Genomic DNA, 24,448 nt, shown 5'->3' with positions numbered 1-24,448 from the left:
GTGTATGGCACCGGCTCTGCCGGTGTTCGCGGCTGAAGCCGCTCCCACAGGCACAGTGCGCTGTTCGAGTTACGCACAATCCTGTGGGCACTGACGAAGCTTGCGATAAGCGCTTACTCGGCATCCAGGTGCATCGGCGTTACCACCCGGCCATCGCTTTCTGGCTGGCCGAGGGTGGCGTCGATGAAGTACACGCGGTCGTCTTCGAGCTGGCCCTTGTCGACCAGGTAGTCCTTGATGCTGCTGGCCCGTTCCTGGCCCAGGTTGCGCAGCAACACGGCGCTCTCGGCCCACGACTTGATCACCGCCTCGCGCAGCTTGGCGCTACGCTCGTCGCGGCTAAGTTGCTGCCATTCGGCCGGTGGCTGCTGTTTCAGACGGTTGCGGTAGATGCCTTCGAGCATCGCCGGCTTGTCGCTGTCGTCCACCACCAGCAGCGAGGCATTGGCCGGTACCTTGTCGCCGCGCCGCTGCAGGATCTTGTACCAGGTGGCCTGGTATTCACGCTCCAGGCGCTGCTGGGCGATCAGCGGGCCATCGCTGGCCTGGGCGGCGGTGCCTTCGATCTCCAGGCGCAGCTCTGGGCGCTCCTTGAGCGCCGAGGCCAGCTTGTCGAGGGCGCCCTGGGCGTCGGGGGTGAGGTCGCTGGAGCCTGCGGCGAACGACACGTTGCCAAGGTCCTCGGCGCCGCCACCGGCGATCAGTCCGCCGAGCAGCTTGAACGGCGCCTGGGCTGCGCGCAGCACCAGGTTGCGCAGGGTCTGCCAGACGATCGGCATCACGCTGAACTGCGGGTTGTTCAGATCACCCGTTACCGGCAGCTCGATGGAGATCTTGCCCTCGGTATCTTTAAGCAGTGCGATGGCCAGGCGAATCGGCAGGTCCACCGCGTCGGGGCTGTCGACCTTCTCACCCAGTTGCAGCTGCTCCACCACCACCTTGTTCTCGGCCTTGAGCTGGCCGTTGGTGATCAGGTAGTGCAAGTCGAGGTTCAGCCGCCCCTTGCGGATGCGAAAGCCCGCAAACTTGCCGGAGTAGGGGGTCAGGGTGGTCAGCTCGACGCGCTTGAAGCTGGTGGCGATATCCAGGCTGGCCAGCGGGTTGAACGGGTTGAGCGCGCCTTTGATGGTCACCGGCGCATAGCGGTCCACCTTGCCCTTCACGTCGACCTTGGCCGGCACCGACTTGCGGTTGTCGATGGTGCCGATCTGGCCATTGAGCTGCTGCACGGCCGTGGCGAAGTTGGGGGTGAGAGTGAGGTCGGCGAAGTTGGCCGAGCCGTCGTTGATGTTGATCTGGCCGATGAGAATGCCCAGTGGCTTGTCGGCACTTTTGCTGGTGGCCGGTTTCTGGCTGGTGGCCGGGGCCCCGGCCGGTTGCGGGATCAGCAAGTCATCGACGTTGGTGGTGCGGTCTTCGTTGATGATGAAGCGGGCATAGGGCTGCAGCAGGGTAACCTTGTCGATCGACAGGGCGTCGCCGTGCACGTATGACAGGCCATCGACGTTGACCTGCTGCCATTTGACGAAGTCGCGGTTCTTGATGGTGTCGAGGGTGTGCAACTGGTTGACCTGAGCCTTGCCGGTGATGGCGAAGGCCAGCGGTGCGGTGTTCTTCAGGTCGACTTTCAAGTCGCTGGAGAGCATGCCGCTGCGCAGCTCCAGGCGGATGAACGGGCTGATGTAGGCCTGGGCCACGCGCAGGTCGATGTCGCGGGTGGCCACATCCAGCTTGGCGCTGACCGGCGCCAGGTTGACCTGGCCGGCCGCCTGCAATTTGCCCTGCTTGCCCACGCCGGTGTCGAGCTTGAGGGTGAAGGGCGACTGGTTGAGGCTGTCGAAATTCTGCAAATCGAGGTTGAGCGGGCCGACGTCCAGCGCCACCGGCTCCTTCTGGCTGCGGTCGGCCAGGTGCACCAGGTAGTTGCGCGCCTGCACATCCTTGAGCAGCACCTGCCAGGGCTTGCTGGGCGCCTTGGCGGCCTTCTCCTTGTCGCTCGGTTCGGCGGCGGCAGGCTCGGCTTTTTCTTTAGGCGTGGCCTTGGCTGGCTGGCTGGCGAACAGTTTCTGCCAGTCGAGCTGGCCGTCCTTTTCCAGCGCCGCCCAGGTTTCCAGCTTCTCGCTGCGCACCTTGCCGACGGTGACCAGCTGCTTGGCCAGGTCAATGGAGGTTTCACTCACCTCAAGGCTGGCCAGGCGCGCCAGTGGGCGGCCGTCCGGGGCCTTGATGGCGAAGGGGGCGACGCGCAACTGGACGTTGTCCAGCAGCAGCTCGGTGTCTTTGGCGAGGTTGAGCTTGTAGTGGGTTTCGAGGTTCACCACACCGTCCTCGAGCACCAGCGGCACGGCGTCGCGCACATAGGGCCAGAACAGCTTCATCTTGCCGTCGGCGACTTTCAAGGTGCCCTCGGAGGCGATCGGCGCCAGGCTCAGGGTGCCGCTCCAGTCGATACGCCCGCCATTCGGGCCGTTGGCCACCAGGGTCATGTCGGCGTTGTCGTTGGGCAGAGTGCTGAGGTTTTTCAGCTCAAGGTTCATCGCGTCGTAGAGGAACTCGATCGGCTCGCTGGGGCGCAGGTCTTCGAAGTGCAGGTAGCCTTCGTTGAGCTTGATGCTGCCGATGCGCAGCGGGAACGGGTCACTGGGCGGCTCGTCGGCCTTGGGCTCGCTGGGCGGCAGTTTGAACAGCTGGGTCAGGTTGAGGCTGCCGTCCTTGGCGAACAACAGCTCGGTGCGCGGCTTGTCCAGCTCTACTGCGTCCAGGTGCAGGGCCTTGGTCCACAGGCTGTCCAGCGACAGGTTGGCGTACAGGCGTTCGAAGCCCACCTGCTCCTTGCCGGGCTCGCCGATCTGCAGGCCCCACAGGGTCAGCTCGAGGCTGAACGGGTTGAGTTCGATGCGCTGCAGGTGGGCCGGCAGCGTGGCGTACTGGGCCAGTTGCTGGTTGGCGATGCGCAGGGCAATGCCGGGAAGTATGAGGAAGCCGAGCAGGCTGTACAGGGCCACGAGGGCCAGCAGGGCGCCGACGGCGCGGGTCAATCCTTTGGGCATGTGTCGCATCGTCTGTATCAGGCTGGAGTGCTTGGAGTATGGCACGTTAAATGGGTTCCGCTGAGCCGACCAAAATACCTTATTCAAGGCCCATGCGCCGCCGGGCGCGGTGCGCCGAGCCGTCGCGCATGGCCCAGCGCAGCAGCGGAGCGGTCCTGGCCAGGCCCAGACGCACCAGGCGTCGTTCCAGTGCCGATTGCTCAAGACTGAGCATCTGCGCGGCCCACTCTGGCAGCAGGTCGATACCGGCCTTGAGCATCAGCTTGCCGACCGGCTCGGCCAGGCGGCTGGGGGCCGGGGCGCGCAGCAGAATGTCGACCACCTCCAGGCTACGGGCACTGCATTGCAGTTGTGGGCGCAGGCGTTGCAGGTAGGCCTCCACTTGCGCGCAGGAGCGCGGTACGTCGCGGGCCCCCAGGCGTTCGGCAATCAGGGCGATCTCGGCGTAGTAGGCATCCTGTTGCGCGCGCGGCAGGTGCGGGTTGCGGTAACGCAGGTGGGCGGCGAGGAAGCTGCTCACCTCGGCCACGTGCACCCAGGTCAGCAGGTCGGGGTCGCTGGCGGCATAGGGGCGCCCGTCGGGGGCGGTGCCGACCACTTGCAGGTGAATGGTGCGCACCTTGTCGATCAGCCACTCGGCGTCGCGCAGCGAGCCGAAGGTGGTGCCGGAGATGAACTGGCTGGTCCGGCGCAGGCGCCCGAGCAGGTCGTGGCGAAAGTTCGAGTGGTCCCACACCCCGGCCAGGGCCAGCGGGTGCAGCAGTTGCAGCATCAATGCACTGATGCCGCCCACCAGCATGCTGGGGAAGTCACCGTGCACCTGCCAGCTGATGCTCTGCGGGCCGAACAGCCCCGGGTCGCCCTTGGGCGTTTCCAGGTCGAGCTGGCCGAGGGCCAGCCCGGTGAGGCTCATGACCTGGGTTTCGATACGGCGGCGTAGGGCTTCCATGGCGGCCTTGCTGTCGGGCGGCCACCCGGGCCGCGGGTTACTGGTTGAGGCGCTTGTCGATCAGCCCCTGCACAACGCTGGGGTCGGCCAGGGTGGAGGTGTCCCCCAGGTTGTCCAGCTCGTTGCAGGCGATCTTGCGCAGTATACGCCGCATGATCTTGCCCGAGCGGGTCTTGGGCAAGGCCGGCGCCCACTGGATCAGTTCCGGCTTGGCGAAGCTGCCGATTTCCTTGCTGACCAGGGCCAGTAGCTCGGCCTTGAGCGCATCGTCGGCTGTCACGCCGTTCATGGGGGTGACGAAGGCATACACACCCTGGCCCTTGAGGTCATGGGGGTAGCCGACCACGGCGGCCTCGGCGACGCTGTCGTGCAGCACCAGGGCGCTTTCCACCTCGGCGGTGCCGATGCGGTGGCCGGACACATTGATCACATCGTCGATACGCCCGGTGATCCAGTAGTCGCCGTCGGCATCGCGGCGCGCGCCGTCACCGGTGAAGTAGTAGCCGGGCAGGGGCTTGAAGTAGGTGTCGACCATGCGCTGGTGGTCGCCGTACACGCTGCGGATCTGCCCCGGCCAGCTGGCCTTGATGGCCAGCAGCCCGGCACCGGGGCCTTCGATGAGCTTGCCCTGTTCGTCCAGCAGCACCGGTTGCACGCCGAACATCGGCTGGGTGGCGCAGCCGGGTTTGAGCCGTGGCGTGCCCGGCAGCGGGGTGAGCATGATGCCGCCGGTTTCGGTCTGCCACCAGGTATCGACGATGGGGCAGCGTTTTTGCCCGACCTGCTCGAAGTACCACTCCCAGGCTTCGGGGTTGATCGGCTCGCCGACGCTGCCGAGCAGGCGCAGGCTTTTGCGCGAGGTGCCTTGCAGCGGCCCGGCGCCTTCGCGCATCAACGCGCGCAGGGCGGTGGGGGCGGTGTAGAAGATGTTCACCTGGTGTTTGTCCACCACCTGCCAGAAGCGCGAGGTGTCCGGGTAGTTGGGTACCCCCTCGAACATCAGCGACACCGCGCCGTTGGCCAGCGGGCCGTAGACGATGTAGCTGTGGCCGGTGACCCAGCCCACGTCGGCGGTGCACCAGAACACCTCGCCGTCGCGGTAGTCGAACACTGTCTTGAAGGTGAGGGTGGCCTGCAGCAGGTAACCGCCGGTGGTATGCAGCACGCCCTTGGGTTTGCCGGTGCTGCCGGAGGTGTACAGGATGAACAGCGGGTCTTCGGCGCCCATTGGCTCGGGCGGGCAGTCGTCGCCGGCGTTTTCGCATGCCTGGTGGTACCAGAGGTCGCGGCCCTCGCTCCAGGCGACATCGCCACCGGTGCGGCGCACCACCAATACGCTGCTGACTGCCGGGCAACTGGCCAGGGCCTTGTCGACGTTGTGCTTGAGCGGTATGCGCTTGCCGCCGCGCACGCCTTCATCGGCGGTGATCACGGTGCGGCAGTCAGCGTCGAGGATGCGGTCACGCAGGGCGTCCGGGGAAAAACCGCCGAACACCACCGAATGGATGGCGCCGATGCGCGTGCAGGCGAGCATGGCGTAGGCGGCCTCGGGGATCATCGGCATGTAGATGCACACCCGGTCGCCTTTCTTCACGCCGCGCGCTTTCAGAGCGTTGGCCAGGCGGCAGACCTGCTTGTGCAGTTCGCGGTAGGTGATGGCTTTGCTGTCGGTGGGGTCGTCGCCTTCCCACAGCAGGGCGGTTTGCTCGCCGCGCTGGGCCAGGTGGCGGTCGATGCAGTTGTAGCTGACGTTGAGCTGGCCGCCGTCGAACCAGCGGGCCTCGCCGGACTTCAGGTCGCACTGCTGCACGCTTGACCAGGGTTTCACCCAGTCCAGGCGCTTGGCCTGTTCGGCCCAGAAGGTGTCGGGGTCTTCCACCGATTGGCGGTAGAGGCGTTGGTAGTCAGCGTCGGTAAGCGTGGCGGCTTGGCTGGTGGCCAGGGCCTCGGGGTAGTTGCGGATATCGAACATGGCGGGTGGTCCTGCTCTTGTTAGGGGCGAGGGACAGCGGCGGTTATTCGATGGACAGTGTAGCCAGAGGTGATGTTCCTTGAGGAACATGCGGTCCGTGTAGGAGCGGCCTTGTGTCGCGAAAGGGGCGCGTAGCGGCCCCGGCGATTCTGCGTGGTGCTGATATATTGGGGCCGCTTCGCAGCCCTTTCGCGACACAAGGCCGCTCCTACACAGAGCGGCGGTGTGTCGGGGTGAGTCAGCCGCGGTGACGCCCGCGGAAGTAGTTGATCAGGCCTTGGGTCGAGCCATCTTCTGCACTTTCTTCCAGGCTGCCGACCAAGCGCTGGTACACGCCCTTGCCCAGCTCCTTGCCCAGCTCCACGCCCCACTGGTCGAAGGCGTTGATGCCCCAGATCACGCTTTGCACAAACACCTTGTGCTCGTACATCGCCACCAGCGCACCAAGGCGGCGCGGGCTGATGCGTTCGACCACCAGGGTGTTGCTCGGGCGGTTGCCCGGGATCACCTTGTGCGGCGCCAGCTTGGCGATGTCGGCTTCGTTCAGGCCCTTGGCACGCAGCTCGCTTTCGGCTTCTTCACGGGTTTTGCCAAGCATCAGCGCCTGGCTTTGCGACAGGCAGTTGGCGTACAGCCACTGGTGGTGGTCGGCCACCGGGTTGAAGCTTACTACCGGCACGATGAAGTCGGCCGGGATCAGCTGGGTGCCCTGGTGCAGCAACTGGTGGTAGGCATGCTGGCCGTTGCAGCCGACGCCACCCCAGATCACCGGGCCGGTGTCGGTTTTCACCGGCGTGCCGTCGGTCAGCACGCTCTTGCCGTTGGACTCCATGTCCAGCTGCTGCAGGTGCTTGGTGATGTTGCGCAGGTAGTGGTCGTACGGCAGGATCGCGTGGCTGTTGGCGTTCCAGAAGTTGCCGTACCACACCCCCAGCAGGGCCAGCAGCACCGGCATGTTCTTGTCGAACGGCGCGGTCTGGAAGTGCTGGTCCATGGTGTAGGCGCCGGACAGCAGCTCCTTGAAGTTGGCGGTGCCGATGGCCAGGGCGATTGGCAGGCCGATGGCCGACCACAGCGAGTAACGCCCGCCCACCCAGTCCCACATCGGGAAGATGTTCTCTTCACGGATACCGAACGCCACCGCCGCCGCCTTGTTGCTCGACACGGCGATGAAGTGGCGGTACAGCTCGGCCTCCGAGCCGCCCTGGGCCAGGTACCAGGTACGCGCGGCCATGGCGTTTTTCAGGGTCTCGAGGGTGTTGAACGACTTCGACGAGACGATGAACAGCGTGGTTTCGGCGCGCAGGTTGGCCGACAGCTCATGGAACTCGCTGCCGTCGATATTGGCCAGGTAGTGGCAGCGCACGCCGCGCTGGGCGTAGGGCAGCAGGGCCTCGGACACCAGCTCCGGGCCAAGGAACGAGCCGCCGATGCCGATGTTGACCACGTCGGTGATCGGCTTTTCGCTGTAGCCGCGCCACAGGCCGTCGTGGATGCGCCCGACCAGCTCGGTGATCTGGTTCAGCACCTTGTGCACGTCGGGCATCACGTTGACGCCGTTGACGCTCAGCTTGTCGCCGACCGGGCGGCGCAGGGCGGTGTGCAGCACCGGGCGGCCTTCGGAGGCGTTGATGATTTCGCCGCTGAACATCGCCTTGATGGCGTCGGCCAGGTCGACTTCGTTGGCCAGGTTGACCAGCAGGTCGCGGGTTTGCTCGGTGATGAGGTTTTTCGAGTAGTCGAGGAACAGCCCGCAGCTGCTCAGGGAAAACTGGTCGAAGCGCTTGCCGTCGGCGGCAAAGGCTTCGCGCATGCTGAAGCCCTGCATGGCGTCGCGGTGTTGCGCAAGTGCCTGCCAGGCCGGCAGCGCAGTGACATCGTGGGGGGTGCGGTAATACGCCATTGCGGATGGTTTCCTTGGGGCATGGTCAGGCTTTGACACTGGTAGTCTTTGCCAGTTGCAAGCTGCTCATTATAGGCAATGGCTGCAAGGCGGGAATGGGGGAGGGTGGGGCGGGGGATGAAATATTCTCGAGAGCACACACGCACTCTGTAGGAGCGGCCTTGTGTCGCGAAAGGGCCGCAAAGCGGCCCCGGCGATTTTGCATGATGCGCAAATCCTGGGGCCGCTACGCGACCCTTTCGCGACACAAGGCCGCTCCTACAGGTGTGCTGTCAGGCGCTGCGGTCTTCCAGGTGCAGGTACAGGTTGTCGATCAACCGGGTGTTACCCATGTACGCGGCGGCAATCACCACCAGGTCGCGGTCATCGACCTGCGCCGGGCGCAGGGTCAGGGCGTGGCGCACTTCCAGGTAGTCCTTGCGAAAGCCCGCCGCATCCAGCTGCGCCTGGCCATCGGCGAGCAGCGCCGCGAAGTCGCGCTGGCCACGGCGGATCGCCTCGGCCATGGCGCTGAGCACACGGTACAGCGCCGGGGCGGCAGCGCGCTGCTCGGCGCTCAGGTAGCCATTGCGCGACGACAGCGCCAGGCCGTCTTCGGCGCGCACGGTCGGCTCGCCGATGATCTGGATCGGCATGTTCAGGTCGCGCACCATGGCGCGGATCACCGCCAGTTGCTGGAAGTCCTTCTCGCCGAACACGGCAAGGTCCGGCTGGACCATGTTGAACAGCTTGCTGACCACCGTGGCCACGCCCTCGAAGTGCCCCGGGCGGCTGGCGCCGCACAGGCCTTCGGACAGTTGCGGCACGCTGACCCGGGTCTGCACGGCCATGCCGTCGGGGTACATCTCTTCGACGGTGGGGGCGAACAGCAGCTGGCAGCCGGCTTCGAGCAGTTTTTCCTGGTCGGCGGCCAAGGTGCGCGGGTACTTGTCGAGGTCTTCGCCGGCACCGAACTGCAGCGGGTTGACGAAAATGCTGGCGACCACGAAGTCGGCACGTTGCGCGGCCTTGGTCACCAGCGCGGCATGGCCGCTGTGCAGGTTGCCCATGGTCGGCACGAAGCCGATGCGCTTGCCTTCGCCACGGGCGCGGGCCACGGCGGCGCGCAGTTCACGGACGGTCTTGACGGTATTCATGCGCTGAACCCATGTTCGCTGGCAGGGAAGCTGACGCTTTTGACCGCCTGCACGTAGGCGGCCAGGGCGCTGTGGATATCCGGCTGGCCGGCCATGAAGTTCTTCACGAACTTCGGCACGCGGCCGGTGAGCGACAGGCCGAGCATGTCGTGCAGCACCAGCACCTGGCCATCGGTGGCGCTGCCGGCGCCGATGCCGATCACCGGGATGCTTACCGCCTGGGTGATTTCCGCGGCCAGTTCGCTGGGCACGCACTCGAGCAGCAGCATGGCGGCGCCGGCCTGTTCCAGGGCGATGGCGTCGGCGCGCATCTGCCGCGCCTGGGCCTCGGCGCGGCCCTGTACTTTATAGCCGCCGAGCACGTTGACGGTCTGCGGGGTCAGGCCCATGTGCGCGCACACCGGTACGCCGCGGTCGGCCAGCAGGCGGATGGTCTCGGCCAGCCAGGCGGCGCCTTCGATCTTGACCATGTGCGCGCCGGCGCGCATCAGCTGGGCGGCGTTGGCGAAGGCCAGCTCGGTGGTGGCGTGGGCCATGAACGGCAGGTCGGCAAGAATCAGCGCGCCCTGGTTGCCGCGCTTCACGCAGGCGGTGTGGTAGGCCATGTCGTCATTGCTGACCGGCAGGGTGCTGTCATGGCCTTGCAGGACCATGCCCAGCGAGTCGCCCACCAGCAGCACTTCGACGCCGGCCTCGCTGGCAGCCTTGGCGAAGGTGGCGTCGTAGCAGGTCAGCATGGTGATCTTTTCACCCTTGGCCTTGAGGCCGTTCAGGGTGGTCAGGGTTACTTCAGGCATGTAGGGCATCCTCGTTCAGGCGCTGTGAAACAACTGCGTACAACGCGTGTCTTCATCAATCGGAGCGGCACATCATCATCGTGATGTTCGGGCACAAGTCCGTCCGGGCCTAAATGGGTGATTGCGGCCGTGTGGCGCCGCGGGACGCCTATAGTCGTGAGCGGGGTGGGGGAAGTCAATGACCCTGTTACCGCATTGTTACGGCACAGGTGTTACTGGCGTTACCGCCGCCCGAAACGCCCGAATTACAGGCGTTCCAGGCCGACGAACGGGCAGTCCTGCAGCAGCTGCGCGAGGGCGCGGCCGTCGGCAAGCCGGAAGTCGGCGGGTACCAGCTCGGCGAGCGGGTAGAGCACGAAGGGGCGCGCGTGCATGTGGTAGTGCGGCACTTTCAGGCGCGGGACGTCGATGACCTGGTCACCGAACAGCAGCACGTCGAGGTCGAGGGTGCGCGGCCCCCAGCGCTCTTTGCGCACCCGGCCCTGGCCGTTTTCGATGGCTTGCAGGGCGTCGAGCAGTTGCAGCGGCTCAAGCTGGGTGTCGATGGCGGCCACGGCATTGGTGTAGCGCGGCTGGCCGGGTAGCAGCGAGTCGCTGGTGTACAGCGCCGAGGCTGCGGCCAGCTGCGTGCCGCTTAGCAGGCCCAGCGCCTGCAGGGCGCTGCGCAGCTGTTCGGCGGGCTCGTCGAGGTTGCTGCCAAGGCCGATGTAGGCGCGGGTGCTGCTCAGTCCCACGCCTGGTCGTCCTCACGTTTGCGCTTGCTGCCACTGCGCTTGCGTTTGCGTGGGCCGGCACCGCTGGCGCCGCCGTCGTCGCGGCTGCCCAGCTCGCGGATCATCTCGCGGCGTTCGCTGTCGTTGGCGTCCTGGTAGTCGGTCCACCACTGGCCCAGGCCGTCGGTTTCCTCGCCTGCGCTTTCGCGCAGCAGCAGGAAGTCGTAGCCGGCGCGGAAGCGCGGGTTGTCCAGCATCATGTCGGCGCGCTTGCCGCTACGGCGTGGCAGGCGCTCCTGCATGTCCCAGATCTCGCGGATCGGCAGGGTGAAGCGCTTGGGGATGGCGATGCGCTGGCACTGCTCGGCGATCAGGTCGTGGGCCGCGCCGTTCATGGCGGGGATCGGCGGTACGCCCTGGTTTTGCAGGTGCAGCACGCGGCCCGGCAGTGCTGGCCACAGCAGTGCGGCGAAGAGGAACGCCGGGGTGACCGGCTTGCCCTGCTTGACGCGCAGGTCGGTGTTGCTCAGGGCCTGGCTGATCAGCGTGTGGGTGTAGGTCGGGCGCTCTTCGAGGGCGTGGCTGCTGGCCGGGAACAGCGGCTCGAACAGGTTCAGGTCAACCAGCATCTCGAAGGTGATGGCGCCCTGGCCGTTGAGGAACAGCTTCAGGCTTTCTTCGAACAGGCGCGCCGGCGGGATGTCGCGCAGCATGCGCGCCAGCTCGCGGATCGGTGCCACGGTGTGCTTCTCGATGCCGAAGTCCAGCTTGGCGGCAAAGCGCACGGCCCGCAGCATGCGTACCGGGTCTTCCTGGTAGCGGTGCGTGGGGTCGCCGATCAGGCGCAGCAGGCGGTTGCGCACATCGTGCATGCCGTTGGCGTAGTCGAGCACGCGCTCGCTGACCGGGTCGTAGTACAGGGCGTTGATGGTGAAGTCGCGGCGCTGCGCGTCTTCTTCCAGCGTGCCGTATACGTTGTCGCGCAGGATGCGGCCACTGGCATTGTGCGAGGAACGGTGGCTGTCGGCCTGGTCCTCGTCCGAGTGCGGGGCGCGGAAGGTGGCGACTTCGATGATGTCGCGGCCGAAATGCACGTGGACCAGCTTGAAGCGCCGGCCAATGATACGGGCATTGCGGAACTCGGCACGCACCTGTTCAGGGGTGGCACTGGTGGCGACGTCGAAGTCCTTGGGCGTGATGCCCAGCAGCAGGTCGCGCACGCAGCCGCCTACCAGGTAGGCCTCGTAACCGGCCGACTGCAGGCGCTCGACGATGTTCACGGCATGCCGGCTGAACTGGCTGCGCTGCAGCGAGTGCTGGCTCTTGTTGATCACTTCAGGCGTGGTGCGCCTGTGGTGTTGGCCTCGAACGGGCGGGCGGAAAGACTGGAACAGCTTCTTCAGCATGGGATGCACTGTTTGAAGGAATGTTCGGCCAAGGGTATGAGAATGGCCGCATGATGGGCGGGGATTCTAGCATTTACTGGAGGGATGGTGTAGGCGGTATGCCAAGGCCCGTTGCAGAGGGCCAGAAACGACAATGGGGAGCCGAAGCTCCCCACCAAGTCGTTGTGTGCTCTTATTGTTTTTTTGCTGGGCTTCTTGTTTTTGTTGAGTGCCCTGTTCACAAAACCCGAAGCTTGTGAACGACCCCTAAACCAGGGGTAAAGAGCAAACGGATTGCTTTGGTCGCCGAGATGATGCTGACCTTGCGGTCCAATCAGTTCAGGTGCTGCTTTTAAGTGCAGTTTTTGTTGTTCTCTGCCTGATCGTGGGGCAAGCCCCAAACACAACTCCTCTCCAAAAGAATCAGTTAGCTGCGCCTCCGCCGTCTTGTTTTTATTGTGCGTGAGCCGTTTCGTCTTGTTCTTATTTTGAGTTGCAGTGCTTGTTATTGTTCTTGTACCAAACATATAGCAGGTGCCGTGCCAACTTTTGAAAACCCAATGAAACCGGGGGTTTTGGCCATTCCGGCGGCTTTCTGTGCCGGGCAAATGTGGAAATTTCGTTACCGTACGCCTCGTGTGCTGTTACGTCGCAGGGCAGAGGTAACAGATTTTTGCAGGAACTGATCCGTGTTACCTCGGGGGCGCGGCAGGCTTTGCCGGCCCTTTCGCGGGCAAGCCCGCTCCCACAGGTACTGCGCCACTTCTGTGGCCGGTGACGATCCTGTGGGAGCGGGCTTGCCCGCGAAGAGGCCAGAAAGGCCGATGGGGGAGTAGCAGGGCAGGAGGATTCTCCCGCCCAGGCAGGGCGGTTACTCGCTGGTGGCGTTGCTCTTGCGCCGCGGGATGCCCAGGCGCTGGCGGCGTTCCCACAGGCACTTGCGGCTGACGCCCAGCTTGCGGGCGAGCTCAGTCTCGGTCATGTGGTCCTGGTGCTCGAGCACGAAGTGCTGGAAGTAGTCTTCCAGCGACAGGTCTTCGGTGGGCTCGTGGCTGGCGTTGTTGGCGCTGCCGCTGACCAGGGCCGGCAGGCTGTCGAGGCCGTCGTCGTCATCCAGGTCGGCCAGCTCGATGTCGATGCCCAGCAGGTCGGCGGAAATTTCCGCGCTCTCGCTGAGAATCACTGCGCGCTCCACGGCGTTTTCCAGTTCGCGCACGTTACCCGGCCAGCTGTAATGGCGGATGGCTTGTTCGGCTTCGCTGGAGAAGTGCAGGTCGTCACGCCCGGCCCGCGCGCTCTGGCGGGCGAGGAAGGTATTGGCGATTTCGTTGACGTCGCTGCCACGCTCGCGCAGGGCCGGCAGCTTCAGGGCGATCACGTGCAGGCGGTAATAAAGGTCTTCGCGGAACTGCCCGGCTTTGGCCAGGTTTTTCAGGTCGCGGTGGGTCGCGGCGATCAGGCGCACATCGACCTTTTGCGACTGCACCGAACCCACCCGGCGAATCTCGCCCTCTTGCAGCACGCGCAACAGGCGTGCCTGGGCTTCCAGTGGCAACTCGCCAATTTCGTCGAGGAACAGCGTGCCGCCGTCGGCGGCTTCCACCAGGCCGGCACGGCCGGCGCTGGCGCCGGTGAACGCGCCCTTTTCGTGGCCGAACAGCTCGGACTCGATCAGGGTTTCCGGGATGGCTGCGCAGTTCACCGAGATCATCGGCGCCTTGGCCCGGCGCGAAAGGTTGTGCAGGGCGCGGGCCACCAGCTCTTTACCGGTACCCGACTCACCCTGGATCAGTACGTTGGAGTCGGTGGGCGCGACCTTGCGGATCTTCACGTACAGCTCTTGCATGGGCGCGCAGGAGCCGATGATGCCGATTTCGCCGTTGGCCGATGCAGCAGGCTTGTCGCTGGCCGCCTTGCCGTTGCCCGGGCGGGCTTCGGCGGCAGGGGCTGCAGCGGTTGCGGCTGGCGCGTTCTGCCGGTCACGCAGGATGCGCGCGACCGCCTGGAGCATCTCGTCGTGGTCGAAGGGCTTGGCGATGTAGTCCACCGCACCCATTTTCATCGAGTCCACCGCCGAGCGCAGGCTGGCGTAGCTGGTCATGATCAGCACCGGGGTGCCCTGGCCGAGCTTGATCAGCTCGGTGCCCGGGGCGCCCGGCAGGCGCAGGTCGCTGACGATCAGGTCGAAGGTGGCAATGCTGAAGCGTTCCTGGGCTTCCTGCACCGAGCCGGCTTCGCTGACCTGGTACTGGTTCCGTTCGAGCAGGCGGCGCAGGGCCGAACGGATGATGGTTTCGTCTTCGACGATCAGAATGTGCGGCATTGATTCAATTCTCTCGACGGTCTCGAATTTCAGGGGACGTCGCTACGACATGCCGGGGCAGGGTCACGCGGATCCGGGTACCACGTTGCCGTTCGATGTCGGCGGGGCTGTCGATGGTGATTTGCCCATAATGCTCTTCCACGATGGAATAGACCAGCGCGAGACCCAGTCCGGTTCCCTCGCCTGGGTCCTTGGTGGTGAAGAAGGGTTCGAACAGGCGATCCATGATGTTTTTCGGGATGCCGCTGCCTTCGTCCTCGACGATCAGGTCGACGGTGTGCTCGCTGACATCGCTGCGCACGCGTACGGCGCTGCCGGGCGGCGAGGCGTCGCGGGCATTGGAAAGCAGGTTGATGAGCACCTGGGCCAGGCGTTGCGGGTCGCCCTCGACCCAGTGGTCCGGGTCGCAGAGGTTGAAGAACTGTACTTCGAAATTGCGCCGGTTCAACGCCAGCAGACCAATGGCATCCTGCGCCACCTCCGCCAGGCACACCGGTTCCTCGCTGTTCTGCTGGCTGCCACCGGCGTGGGCGAAGCTCATCAGCGACTGGACGATGCGCGACACGCGTTTGGTCTGCTCAAGGATCTGGCTGGACAGCTCGATGATCTCTCCGTCGCCTTCGCGTTCTTCACGCAGGTTTTGCGCAAGGCAGGCGATGCCGGTGATCGGGTTGCCGATCTCGTGAGCCACGCCCGCGGCCAGGCGGCCGATGCTGGCCAGGCGCTCGGAGTGCACCAGCTTGTCTTCCAGGGCCTGGGTTTCGGTGAGGTCCTCGACCAGCAGCACCAGGCCGCTGTTGCCCGGGGCCAGGGGCTCGTCGATGGCCGCCTTGTGCAGGTTGAGCCAGCGCGGCTGGCCGTCGAGGGCCAGCCGCTGCTTGTGCAGGTGTTCGTCGGGGACGTCGATGAACCCCTGCAGCAGGCCGCGCCAGGGTTCGCCGATGGTCACCAGGCGCGAGCCGACCACATGCTTGGCGGCAATGCCAGTGAGCTCCTCCATGGCCTTGTTCCACATCAGGATCTCCTGGTCCTTGGCCAGCGAGCAGACGCCCATGGGCAGCTCTTGCAGGGTCTGGCGGTGGTAGCGGCGCAGGGCGTCGAGCTCGGCGGCAAGGCCGGTCAGGCGCGAGTGGTAGTCCTCGAGGCGGCTTTCGATGAAGTGGATATCTTCGGTGACGTAGTTTTCGTTGCCGGACTTGTAGGGCAGGAAGGTCTCGACCATGTCCTGGGCGACGCTTGGGCCCATCAAGCCGGACAGGTTGGCCTCGATGCGGTCGCGCAGGCGGCGCAGGGCATAGGGGCGGCGCTCGTCGAACGGCAGGTAGAGGTCGCGCAGGGCCTGCTCCACCTCTTTTTGCGCAGCCTTGGCGCCCAGCGGCTTGGCCAGCTGGGTGGCGAATTCCTGGGGCGAGGCGGCGTGCAGCTCGCGGCGTTGCGGGCGGCGCACGTTGTCCACCGCGCAGGCCTCGGCGGCGCTGGCCTCCTCGCTGCTGGCGTTGGTGAACAGCGAAATCAGCGTGAACAGCAGCACGTTGGCCGCCAGCGAGCCGATGGCCGCCATGTGCCAGCTGGTGTCGTCCAGTACGTAGATCATGTCCAGCAGCGGGATGTAGAAGCCCTGCAGGTTGCCCAGCAGCGGCAGCAGCATGGTCAGCATCCACACCAGCATGCCGGCCAAAAGGCCTGCAATGAAGCCGCGGCGGTTGGCAGTCGGCCAGTACAGCACCGAGAGCACCCCGGGCAGGAACTGCAGGGTGGCGACGAAGGCGACGATGCCCAGGTTGGCCAGGCTCTGGTGGTTGTTCTGGGTGAGGTAGAAGACGAAGCCTGCGGTAATGATGGCGACGATCAGCGCCCGGCGGGTCCACTTCAGCCAGCGGTAGATGTTGCCCTCGGCCGGCGGCTGGTACAGCGGCAGCACCAGGTGGTTCAGGGCCATGCCCGACAGCGCCAGGGTGGTGACGATGATCAGCCCGCTGGCGGCCGACAGCCCGCCGACGTAGGCCAGCAAGGCCAGGGCCTGGTTGTTGGCGGCGATGCCCAGCCCCAGGGTGAAGTATTCCGGGTTGGTGCTGGCGCCCAGGCGCAGGCCGGCCCACAGCACCAGCGGCACTGCCAGGCTCATCAGCAGCAGGAACAGCGGCAGGCCCCAGCTGGCGCTGACCAGCGAGCGCGGGCTGAGGTTTTCGGTGAAGGCCATGTGGTACATGTGCGGCATGACGATCGCCGAGGCGAAGAACACCAGCAGCAAGGTGCGCCACGGGCCCTCCTGCAACGGGGTGTGCAAGGCGGCCAGGGCGGTCTGGTTCTGCAGCAGCCACACCTCCAGCTCGTGGGGCCCGCCGAACACGCCGTACAGCGCATACAGGCCGATGCCGCCCAGGGCCAGCAGCTTGATCACCGACTCGAAGGCGATGGCGAACACCAGGCCTTCGTGTTTCTCGCGGGTGGCGATATGGCGCGAGCCGAAGAAGATGGTGAACAGGATGATCAGCGCGCAGAAGGCGAACGCCACCCGTGCCTTCACCGGTTCGCCTGTGAGGATGCTGATGGAGTCGGCCACGGCTTGAATTTGCAGGGCCAGCAATGGCAGTACGCCGATCAGCATGAAGATGGTGGTCAGCGCGCCGGCCCAGGTGCTGCGAAAGCGGAACGCCAGCAGGTCGGCCAGCGACGACAGCTGGTAGGTGCGGGTGATCTTGAGGATCGGGTACAGCAGCACCGGCGCCAGCAGGAAGGCCCCCGACACACCCAGGTAACAGGCGAGGAAGCCGTAGCCGTACTGGTAGGCCAGGCCGACCGAGCCGTAGAAAGCCCAGGCACTGGCGTAGACGCCCAGCGACAGGGTGTAGGTCAGCGGGTGGCGAATGACCGCGCGCGGGATCAGTCCGCGTTCGCTGATCCAGGCCACGCCGAACAGCACCAGCAAATAGGCGGCGCTGATCAGGATCATCTGGGTCAGGCTAAAGCTCATCGGCATCTCGTTGGCTCTGCAGGATGAAGGTGACGACGATCAGGATCAGCCAGAGCAGGTAGGGGCGGTACCAGGCACCGGTCGGTTCGATCCACCAGTCCATGATGGCCGGGGAGAACAGGTAGATCCCCACGACCAGAAGCAGGACCAAACGATAGATGTACATGCTGGCCTCGATGAGTGGGCGCTGCGGGCTTGGACTTATTATTGGCGCAAATGGCTGGGGCGAGGGTAGCCGGAATTGATACGGTTCGCCAAGGGGTTGAATTTGTTGGGCTTTTGCGCGTGGTTATACCTGCAATGGCGCTATCGCCGGCAAGCCGGCTCCTACAGGCGGCGCAAAACCCTGTAGGAGATCACCCAGCCCTTTGGGCTGCGCTGTCGCGCAGAGAACAGAATTCGTAAGCGCGCCACATACCCTGTGGGAGCGGGTTTACCCGCGAAGCAAGCGACGCGGAGTCTGGCACCGGCTTCGCCGGTGTTCGCGGGTAAACCCGCTCCCACAGGACCCTGCTAAATCAATGAGTTGTGATTTGTTCTATGAGAGCCGGCTTGCCGGCGATAGGGCCAGGGCAGGCATCAGCGTAACTCGGCCTCTGGCACGCTCATTTGCCGCGCAATGCGCTCTGGCCGCCACTGCTGCCTGGCCACCGCCAGCACCTCGGCCGGGCTGGCGCCTTGCAACTCGGCAGGCGCCTCCTGCCCCAGCGCCCGCAACGCCCGCAGCAACAGCGGCGTCGCCTGATCGGCCTCGAGCGGTGGCGAACGGTATGACTTGCCCAGCTTGTGCCCGTCCGGCTGCACGATCAGCGGGATGTGCAAATAGCGCGGTTGCGAGAACCCCAGCAACTCTTGCAGGTACAGCTGGCGCGGGGTGTTGTCCAGCAGGTCGGCGCCGCGCACGATGTCGGTCACCCCCTGCCAGGCGTCGTCCAGCACCACCGCCAGCTGGTAGGCGTACAACCCGTCGCGGCGCTGGATGACGAAGTCGCCCACCTCGCGGCCCAGGTGCTGCTCGAAGCGGCCCTGCACGCGGTCGTCGAAGCGGTACAGCAGCTCCGGCACGCGCAGGCGGATCGCCGCGCCTTCGCGGGCGTGGCCGGCGTTACGGCACAGCCCGGGGTAGATGCCGTCGTAACCTTCCAGTTGCTTGCGCGAACAGGTGCAGGCATAGGCCAGGCCCAGGTTGAACATGCGGTCGACCACCTCGGCATAGGCACTGTGGCGCTGGCTCTGGAATACCACTTCGCCGTCCCAATTCAGGCCGTAGCGCTCCAGCGTCTGCAGGATGGCGTCGCGGGCGCCGGGCATTTCCCGGGGTGGGTCGGTGTCTTCCATGCGCAGCAGCCAGCGGCCATCGACGGCGCGGGCATCCAGCCAGGAGGCGAGGGCGGCGACCAGCGAGCCGAAGTGCAAAAAGCCGCTGGGGGTGGGGGCGAAGCGCCCGATGTAGCGAGGGTCGGTCATGGCTTGCACCGCTGTATAAATGAAGACGGGGCGTACCGCTTGCAGGCTTGCACCTGCAATCAATACGCCCCGTCTTTACGGGATCAGAGGTCAGCCTTTGCCGACGGTCTTTTCCTTTTTCTCCGCGATTTCCTTGCAGTCGAAGCACAGGTCGGCGGTAGGGCGGGCCTCGAGGCGGCGCAGGCCGATCTCGATGCCGCAGGAGTCGCACCAGCCGTACTCGTCGGCCTTGATCTTGTCGAGGGTCTTGTCGATCTTCTTGATCAGCTTGCGCTCGCGATCGCGGTTGCGCAGCTCAAGGGCGAATTCTTCTTCCTGGCTGGCACGGTCGGCCGGGTCGGGGAAGTTGGCTGCCTCATCCTTCATGTGGTCCACGGTACGGTCCACACTCACCATCAGCTCGCCTTTCCAGGCATTGAGCAGCTTGGTGAAGTGCTTTTTCATGGGCTCGCCCATGTATTCTTCGCCCTTGGTCTCGACGTAGGGTTCGACACCGTACATGGTCTGGGCTTTTTGCTTTTCTACGGTGGACATGAATAGACCGCCTCTCACTCATCTGATCCAATGCGCAGGCTTGTTTCCATCTCCGGCGCCCGCCGGCCCTGCGACTGCGAGCCGCCGAACTTACCAGATAGATTCGGGGTGCGCTACCCCGCTCTGTGCCTGCTATTGACAGCGACAGCGGCGGCGCGTTCGCTGGCGTGCGCGGGTAGAATCACCAGTCTAGACCCAATTGAGAGAAGGCCCATGGCTCAGCCACACAGTGCGCGCAGTCGCGCCATCGAACCCTTCCACGTCATGGCCCTGCTGGCCCGTGCCAACGAGCTGCAGGCCGCCGGCCACGACGTGATCCACCTCGAGATCGGCGAGCCGGACTTCACCACCGCAGCGCCCATCGTCGCCGCCGGCCAGGCCGCGCTGGCCAACGGGCATACCCGCTATACCGCCGCCCGCGGCCTGCCGCAGCTGCGTGAAGCGATTGCCGGCTTCTATGGCCAGCGCTACGGCGTCGACCTGGACCCTGAGCGGGTGCTGGTCACCCCGGGCGGCTCAGGCGCACTGCTGCTGGCCAGCAGCCTGTTGGTAGACCCTGGCAAGCACTGGCTGCTGGCCGACCCGGGCTACCCGTGCAACCGCCACTTCCTGCGCTTGGTCGAGGGCGGTGCGCAGCTGGTGCCGGTGGGCCCGGAGGTGAACTACCAGCTCACCGCCGACCTGGTGGAGCGTTATTGGGACAAGGATACCGTCGGCGCCCTGGTGGCGTCGCCGGCCAACCCCACTGGCACGGTGCTCGACCGCGACGAGCTGGCCAGCCTGTCCAAGGCCACCCGCGAGCACCATGGCCACCTGGTGGTGGACGAGATCTACCACGGCCTGACCTACGGCATGGACGCCCCCAGCGTGCTGGAAGTGGACGACCAGGCCTTTGTGCTCAACAGTTTTTCAAAGTATTTCGGCATGACTGGCTGGCGGCTGGGCTGGCTGATTGCGCCACCCTCGGCGGTGGCTGACCTGGAGAAACTGGCGCAGAACCTCTACATCAGCGCCCCGAGCATGGCCCAGCATGCTGCGCTTGCGTGTTTCGAGCCCGAGACCCTGGCCATTCTGGAAGCGCGCCGCGGCGAGTTCGCGCGCCGCCGTGACTACCTGCTGCCGGCCCTGCGCGAATTGGGCTTCGGCATCGCCGTAGAGCCCCAGGGGGCCTTCTATCTATATGCCGATATCAGCGCATTCGGCGGTGATGCCTTCGCGTTCTGCCGGCACTTCCTCGAAACCGAGCACCTGGCCTTCACCCCGGGCCTGGACTTCGGCCGCCACCAGGCCGGCCACCATGTGCGCTTCGCCTACACCCAGAGCCTGCCGCGCCTGGAAGAGGCGGTGCAGCGCATTGCCCGTGGCCTGCGGAGTTGGCAAGGCTGATGGAGTTCTTACCTGCACTGGAACAGGCGCGCTTGCTGCGCCGCTACAAGCGCTTTCTGGCCGACATCGAGCTGCCCAACGGCGAGCAGCTGACCATTCACTGCCCCAACACCGGCTCTATGCTCAACTGCATGCGTGAAGGCGGGCAGGTGTGGTTCAGCCGCTCCAACGACCCCAAGCGCAAGCTGCCGGGCACCTGGGAAATCAGCGAAACGCCCCAGGGGCGGCTGGCCTGCGTCAACACCGGGCGGGCCAACCCGCTGGTTGAAGAAGCCTTGCGCGCCGGGGTTATCACCGAGCTTGCCGGTTTCACCGCGCTGCGCCGTGAAGTGGCCTATGGCGAGGAGCGCAGCCGCATCGACTTCTACCTGGAGTTCGACTCAGGCCCCGCGTATGTCGAGGTCAAGAGCGTCACCCTGGGTTACCCCGACACCAACGTAGCGGCCTTCCCCGACGCGGTGACGCAGCGCGGCGCCAAGCACCTGCGCGAGCTGGCGGCGTTGGCGCGCCAGGGCATTCGCGCGGTGCAGCTGTACTGCGTGAACCTGACCGGTATCGAGGCGGTGCGCCCGGCCGAGGAGATCGACGCGGCCTACGCCCAGGCCCTGCGCGCAGCGGTGGCCGATGGTGTCGAGGTATTGGCCTATGGCGCGCGGCTGGATGCCGAGCGTATCGTCATCGATCGCCCGCTGCCGGTGCTGCTGGGTCGTTGAGCCAGATGCCCTGTCTGTCTTCCAGGCAGTCCAGGGCCTCCAGCCAATCGCCGGCGCAGGGGCCGGTGATGCATTCGCCGCTGTCGATGATGAACTGCGCGCCGTGGTGCGCGCACTGGATCAGCGTGCCGCTGTCGTCGAGAAAACTGTCGGCGTTCCAGTTCAGGCCAATGCCGCGGTGCGGGCAGCGGTTGCGGTACAGGTAGACGGTGCCGTGGCGGCGGATGCCGAACAGTTGCAGGTCGGCAACCTTGAACGCGCGGCTGTGGCCTTCGGCAAGGGCGGCGCTGGGGCAAAGGTAGTGCATTTAAGCCATCTTAATGGTGGGTGACTTGACGCTTCAATGCGAACAATTATCAAATTGCCCGCATTCGCCGCGCCAGGCTGGCTATGGTGCGCAGTTCTGCCGACCGCCACAAGGCGTGCGGCCCCGCTCTTCTGCAAAGGAATCCCGTGATGCGCCGCCCTTCTGCCCTGATTGCCCTGTGCGCAGGCCTGCTGTTGTCGTCCCACACCCTGGCTGCAGAACTGCCGCAGCGCTGGGTCAGCGCCGGTGGCGCCCTCAGCGAATGGATCAGCGCGCTGGGGGGCGAGCAGCGGCTGGTGGGGGTCGATACCACCAGCCAGCACCCCGAAACACTCAAGGCACTGCCGAGTATCGGCTACCAGCGCCAATTGTCGGCCGAGGGCATTCTCAGCCTGCGCCCGGATGTGCTGGTGGGCACCGACGAAATGGGCCCGCCGCCGGTGCTGGCGCAGATCCGCAAGGCCGGGGTGCGGGTTGAGCTGTTCTCCAGCAAGGCCGAACTGGGTGCAGTGGACGAGAACCTCAAGCAGTTGGGCGTGCTGCTGGGCAGCGAACAGAAAGCTGCTGAACTTGCCGCCGACTACCGCCACCAGCTGGAGACGCTGCAAGGCCAGATCAAGCAGGCCCAGGCCGGGCAGAAGGCGCCGGGTGTGTTGCTGCTGGTCGGGCATGCCGGGGCCAAGCCGCTGATCGCCGGGCAGGGCACCTCGGGTGACTGGGTGCTGCGCCAGGCCGGTGGGCGCAACCTGGCTGAACACCAGGGTTACAAGAATTTCTCGGTAGAGGCGCTGGCCGCGCTGGACCCGGACGTGGTGGTGTTCTCCGACCGGGCGCTGAGCGGCGAGCAGGCCTTGCAGGCGCTGATCAAGGAAAACCCGGCGCTGGCAGGCTCGCGCGCGGTGCGCGAAAAGCGCCTGGTGTCCCTCGACCCGACCCTGCTGGTCGGTGGCTTGGGCCCGCGCCTGCCGGCCACCCTGCATGAGCTGGCGGCCAGCTTCTACCCGGCCGCCAAGCCCAGCCTCAACCCATGAGGCCGCGGGTCCGGCCGCGCACGCTGTTTATCGGCCTGGGGCTGCTGTGCCTACTGGCGGTGTGGCTGTCGTTGGCGTTGGGGCCGGTCAGCCTGCCGCTGATCGACACGCTGCGCGCGGGCTTGCGCTTGCTGGGGGTGCCGCTTTCGGGTGACGGCCTTGAGCAGGCCGAGATGATCCTTGGGCAGATTCGCCTGCCACGCACCCTGCTGGGGTTGGCGGTGGGCGCGGTGCTGGCGCTGTCGGGGGTGGCCATGCAGGGATTGTTTCGCAATCCGCTGGCCGACCCCGGCCTGGTCGGCGTGGCCAGTGGCGCTGCGCTGGGCGCGGCGGTGGCGATTGTCGGCGGTAGCTGGCTGGGCGGCATGCCTGAATGGTTTGCGCCCTACCTGCTGTCGCTGTGCGCCTTCATCGGCGGGCTGGGGGTGACGGCGATGGTTTACCGGTTGGGGCGGCGTGACGGGCAGACCAACGTCGCCACCATGCTGCTGGCCGGTATCGCCATGACCGCACTGGGCGGCTCGGCGGTGGGCTTGTTCACGTATCTGGCCGATGACGCGACCTTGCGTACCCTGACCTTCTGGAATCTGGGCAGCCTCAATGGCGCCAGTTACGAGCGGTTGTGGCCGTTGCTGCTGGTGGCGGCGGCAGTGGCCCTGTGGCTGCCGCGCCGGGCGCAGGCGCTCAATGCGCTGCTGCTGGGCGAGTCGGAGGCGCGCCACCTGGGCGTCGATGTGGAGGCGCTCAAGCGCGAGCTGGTGTTCTGCACCGCGCTCGGGGTGGGGGCTGCGGTGGCGGCGGCGGGGCTGATCGGTTTCATTGGTTTGGTGGTGCCGCACCTGGTGCGTTTGCTGGCCGGGCCCGACCACCGGGTATTGCTGCCGGGCTCGTTGCTGGCGGGGGGCGCGCTGTTGCTGTTCGCCGACCTGATCGCACGCCTGGCGCTGGCACCGGCCGAGCTGCCGATCGGTATTGTCACGGCGTTCATCGGTGCGCCGTTCTTCCTGTTTTTGCTGGTGCGAGGGCGTAACTGATGCTCGATGTCGAAGGGCTCTCGCTGACCCGGGGTAACACCGAGGTGCTGCACGATATCCATCTGCGCCTGCAGCCGGGGCAAGTGCTGGGTGTGCTTGGGCCCAATGGCGCCGGCAAGAGCAGCCTTTTAGGGGCGCTGTGTGGCGAGCTGGCGCCGAGCGCCGGGCGCGTGCAGCTGGATGGCCGCGCCTTGAGCGACTGGCCCGGGCAGGAGCGGGCCCGGCGCCTGGCGGTATTGCCGCAGGTGTCGACCCTGGGCTTCTCGTTCAGCGTGGCCGAGGTGGTCGGCATGGGCCGGCTGCCCCATGCCAGCGGCCGCGAGCGTGACCGCGAAATCGTCACGGCGGCGCTGCAGGCGGCCGATGCCCTGCACCTGGTCGAGCGCAGCTACCTGGCGTTGTCCGGTGGCGAGCGCCAGCGCGTGCACCTGGCGCGGGTGCTGGCCCAGCTGTGGCCGGGCGAGCCTGGCACCACGCTGCTGCTCGACGAGCCCACCTCGGCGCTCGACCCGCTGCACCAGCACACCACCTTGCAGGCGGTGCGCAGTTTTGCCGACCGCGGCGCGGCGGTGCTGGTGATCCTGCATGACCTCAACCTGGCGGCGCGTTACTGTGATCACATCCTGCTGCTGGAGCAGGGCCGCTGCCATGCGCTGGACACGCCGCAGCAGGTACTGACGCCGACGGCGCTCAAAGCGGTGTTCGGCATCGAGGTGCTGGTGCAGCCGCACCCGGAGCGTGGCCACCCACTGATCATCACCCGCTAGGAGCCTG

The 24,448-nt window shown here is 65.8% G+C and carries 20 protein-coding genes; 5 read left to right on the top strand and 15 right to left on the bottom strand.

Features of this window, described 5'->3' with window-relative positions:
• Positions 1–113: 113 nt before the first annotated feature.
• From ACI2KK_RS05985 to dksA, 14 genes are all read right to left on the bottom strand, one after another.
• A complete protein-coding gene (locus tag ACI2KK_RS05985; RefSeq protein ID WP_404668245.1) occupies positions 114–3,050 on the bottom strand; it encodes a DUF748 domain-containing protein in 2,937 nt (978 codons plus the stop codon).
• Between the two features lie 79 nt (positions 3,051–3,129).
• A complete protein-coding gene (locus tag ACI2KK_RS05980; RefSeq protein ID WP_404668244.1) occupies positions 3,130–3,999 on the bottom strand; it encodes an oxygenase MpaB family protein in 870 nt (289 codons plus the stop codon).
• Between the two features lie 37 nt (positions 4,000–4,036).
• A complete protein-coding gene (gene acs, locus ACI2KK_RS05975; protein WP_404668243.1) occupies positions 4,037–5,971 on the bottom strand; it encodes an acetate--CoA ligase in 1,935 nt (644 codons plus the stop codon).
• 238 nt (positions 5,972–6,209) lie between these two features.
• Positions 6,210–7,874, bottom strand: a complete 1,665-nt coding sequence (gene pgi / locus ACI2KK_RS05970; protein ID WP_404668242.1) for a glucose-6-phosphate isomerase — start codon at positions 7,872–7,874, stop codon at positions 6,210–6,212.
• Between the two features lie 272 nt (positions 7,875–8,146).
• Entirely contained in the window at positions 8,147–9,010 is an 864-nt protein-coding gene (panC, locus tag ACI2KK_RS05965; protein ID WP_404668241.1) for a pantoate--beta-alanine ligase, read from the bottom strand.
• Entirely contained in the window at positions 9,007–9,807 is an 801-nt protein-coding gene (gene panB, locus ACI2KK_RS05960) for a 3-methyl-2-oxobutanoate hydroxymethyltransferase (protein WP_217841736.1), read from the bottom strand. The genes panC and panB overlap by 4 nt, the downstream gene beginning before the upstream one ends.
• A 245-nt stretch (positions 9,808–10,052) precedes the next feature.
• On the bottom strand, positions 10,053–10,535 hold the full coding sequence (folK, locus tag ACI2KK_RS05955) for a 2-amino-4-hydroxy-6-hydroxymethyldihydropteridine diphosphokinase (protein WP_404668352.1): 483 nt from the start codon (positions 10,533–10,535) through the stop codon (positions 10,053–10,055).
• On the bottom strand, positions 10,532–11,926 hold the full coding sequence (locus ACI2KK_RS05950) for a polynucleotide adenylyltransferase PcnB (RefSeq protein WP_217841737.1): 1,395 nt from the start codon (positions 11,924–11,926) through the stop codon (positions 10,532–10,534). The genes folK and ACI2KK_RS05950 overlap by 4 nt, the downstream gene beginning before the upstream one ends.
• A complete protein-coding gene (locus ACI2KK_RS05945; protein WP_404668240.1) occupies positions 11,920–12,432 on the bottom strand; it encodes a hypothetical protein in 513 nt (170 codons plus the stop codon). Before ACI2KK_RS05945 ends, ACI2KK_RS05950 begins: the two co-directional genes overlap by 7 nt.
• A 344-nt stretch (positions 12,433–12,776) precedes the next feature.
• On the bottom strand, positions 12,777–14,228 hold the full coding sequence (locus ACI2KK_RS05940) for a sigma-54-dependent transcriptional regulator (RefSeq protein ID WP_404668239.1): 1,452 nt from the start codon (positions 14,226–14,228) through the stop codon (positions 12,777–12,779).
• A gap of 4 nt (positions 14,229–14,232) precedes the next feature.
• Positions 14,233–17,208 (bottom strand): sensor histidine kinase, encoded by a 2,976-nt coding sequence (locus ACI2KK_RS05935; protein WP_404668238.1) that lies wholly within the window; start codon positions 17,206–17,208, stop codon positions 14,233–14,235.
• Positions 17,192–17,368 (bottom strand): hypothetical protein, encoded by a 177-nt coding sequence (locus ACI2KK_RS05930; RefSeq protein WP_003250005.1) that lies wholly within the window; start codon positions 17,366–17,368, stop codon positions 17,192–17,194. Before ACI2KK_RS05930 ends, ACI2KK_RS05935 begins: the two co-directional genes overlap by 17 nt.
• Positions 17,369–17,781: 413 nt before the next feature.
• Positions 17,782–18,669 (bottom strand): tRNA glutamyl-Q(34) synthetase GluQRS, encoded by an 888-nt coding sequence (gene gluQRS / locus ACI2KK_RS05925; RefSeq protein ID WP_404668237.1) that lies wholly within the window; start codon positions 18,667–18,669, stop codon positions 17,782–17,784.
• Between the two features lie 90 nt (positions 18,670–18,759).
• Complete coding sequence (gene dksA, locus ACI2KK_RS05920) at positions 18,760–19,203, bottom strand: RNA polymerase-binding protein DksA (protein ID WP_217841741.1); 444 nt, start codon at positions 19,201–19,203, stop codon at positions 18,760–18,762.
• A 213-nt stretch (positions 19,204–19,416) separates the two neighbouring features.
• On the opposite strand from dksA, the gene ACI2KK_RS05915 reads away from it, so the two are divergent.
• Positions 19,417–20,589, top strand: coding sequence for a pyridoxal phosphate-dependent aminotransferase (locus ACI2KK_RS05915; RefSeq protein ID WP_404668236.1), 1,173 nt, complete (start codon positions 19,417–19,419; stop codon positions 20,587–20,589).
• Entirely contained in the window at positions 20,589–21,302 is a 714-nt protein-coding gene (sfsA, locus tag ACI2KK_RS05910) for a DNA/RNA nuclease SfsA (RefSeq protein ID WP_404668235.1), read from the top strand. The genes ACI2KK_RS05915 and sfsA overlap by 1 nt, the downstream gene beginning before the upstream one ends.
• On the opposite strand, the gene ACI2KK_RS05905 is transcribed toward sfsA, so the two are convergent.
• Complete coding sequence (locus ACI2KK_RS05905) at positions 21,265–21,609, bottom strand: Rieske (2Fe-2S) protein (protein ID WP_404668234.1); 345 nt, start codon at positions 21,607–21,609, stop codon at positions 21,265–21,267. The two genes, sfsA and ACI2KK_RS05905, sit on opposite strands and share 38 nt — an antisense overlap.
• 146 nt (positions 21,610–21,755) lie before the next feature.
• On the opposite strand from ACI2KK_RS05905, the gene ACI2KK_RS05900 reads away from it, so the two are divergent.
• From ACI2KK_RS05900 to ACI2KK_RS05890, 3 genes are read left to right on the top strand one after another with little or no spacing between them, the layout of a single operon-like run.
• Positions 21,756–22,640 (top strand): hemin ABC transporter substrate-binding protein, encoded by an 885-nt coding sequence (locus tag ACI2KK_RS05900; protein WP_404668233.1) that lies wholly within the window; start codon positions 21,756–21,758, stop codon positions 22,638–22,640.
• Positions 22,637–23,674, top strand: coding sequence for a FecCD family ABC transporter permease (locus ACI2KK_RS05895; protein ID WP_404668232.1), 1,038 nt, complete (start codon positions 22,637–22,639; stop codon positions 23,672–23,674). The genes ACI2KK_RS05900 and ACI2KK_RS05895 overlap by 4 nt, the downstream gene beginning before the upstream one ends.
• Positions 23,674–24,441, top strand: a complete 768-nt coding sequence (locus ACI2KK_RS05890; RefSeq protein ID WP_404668231.1) for a heme ABC transporter ATP-binding protein — start codon at positions 23,674–23,676, stop codon at positions 24,439–24,441. Before ACI2KK_RS05895 ends, ACI2KK_RS05890 begins: the two co-directional genes overlap by 1 nt.
• Positions 24,442–24,448 lie beyond the last annotated feature (7 nt).

It is taken from the genome of Pseudomonas sp. NPDC089406, assembly GCF_044900265.1.
Taxonomy (GTDB): domain Bacteria; phylum Pseudomonadota; class Gammaproteobacteria; order Pseudomonadales; family Pseudomonadaceae; genus Aquipseudomonas; species Aquipseudomonas fakonensis.
The sequence above is the reverse complement of the archived record's forward strand: the minus strand, read 5'-3'. Positions and strand labels throughout refer to the sequence as shown.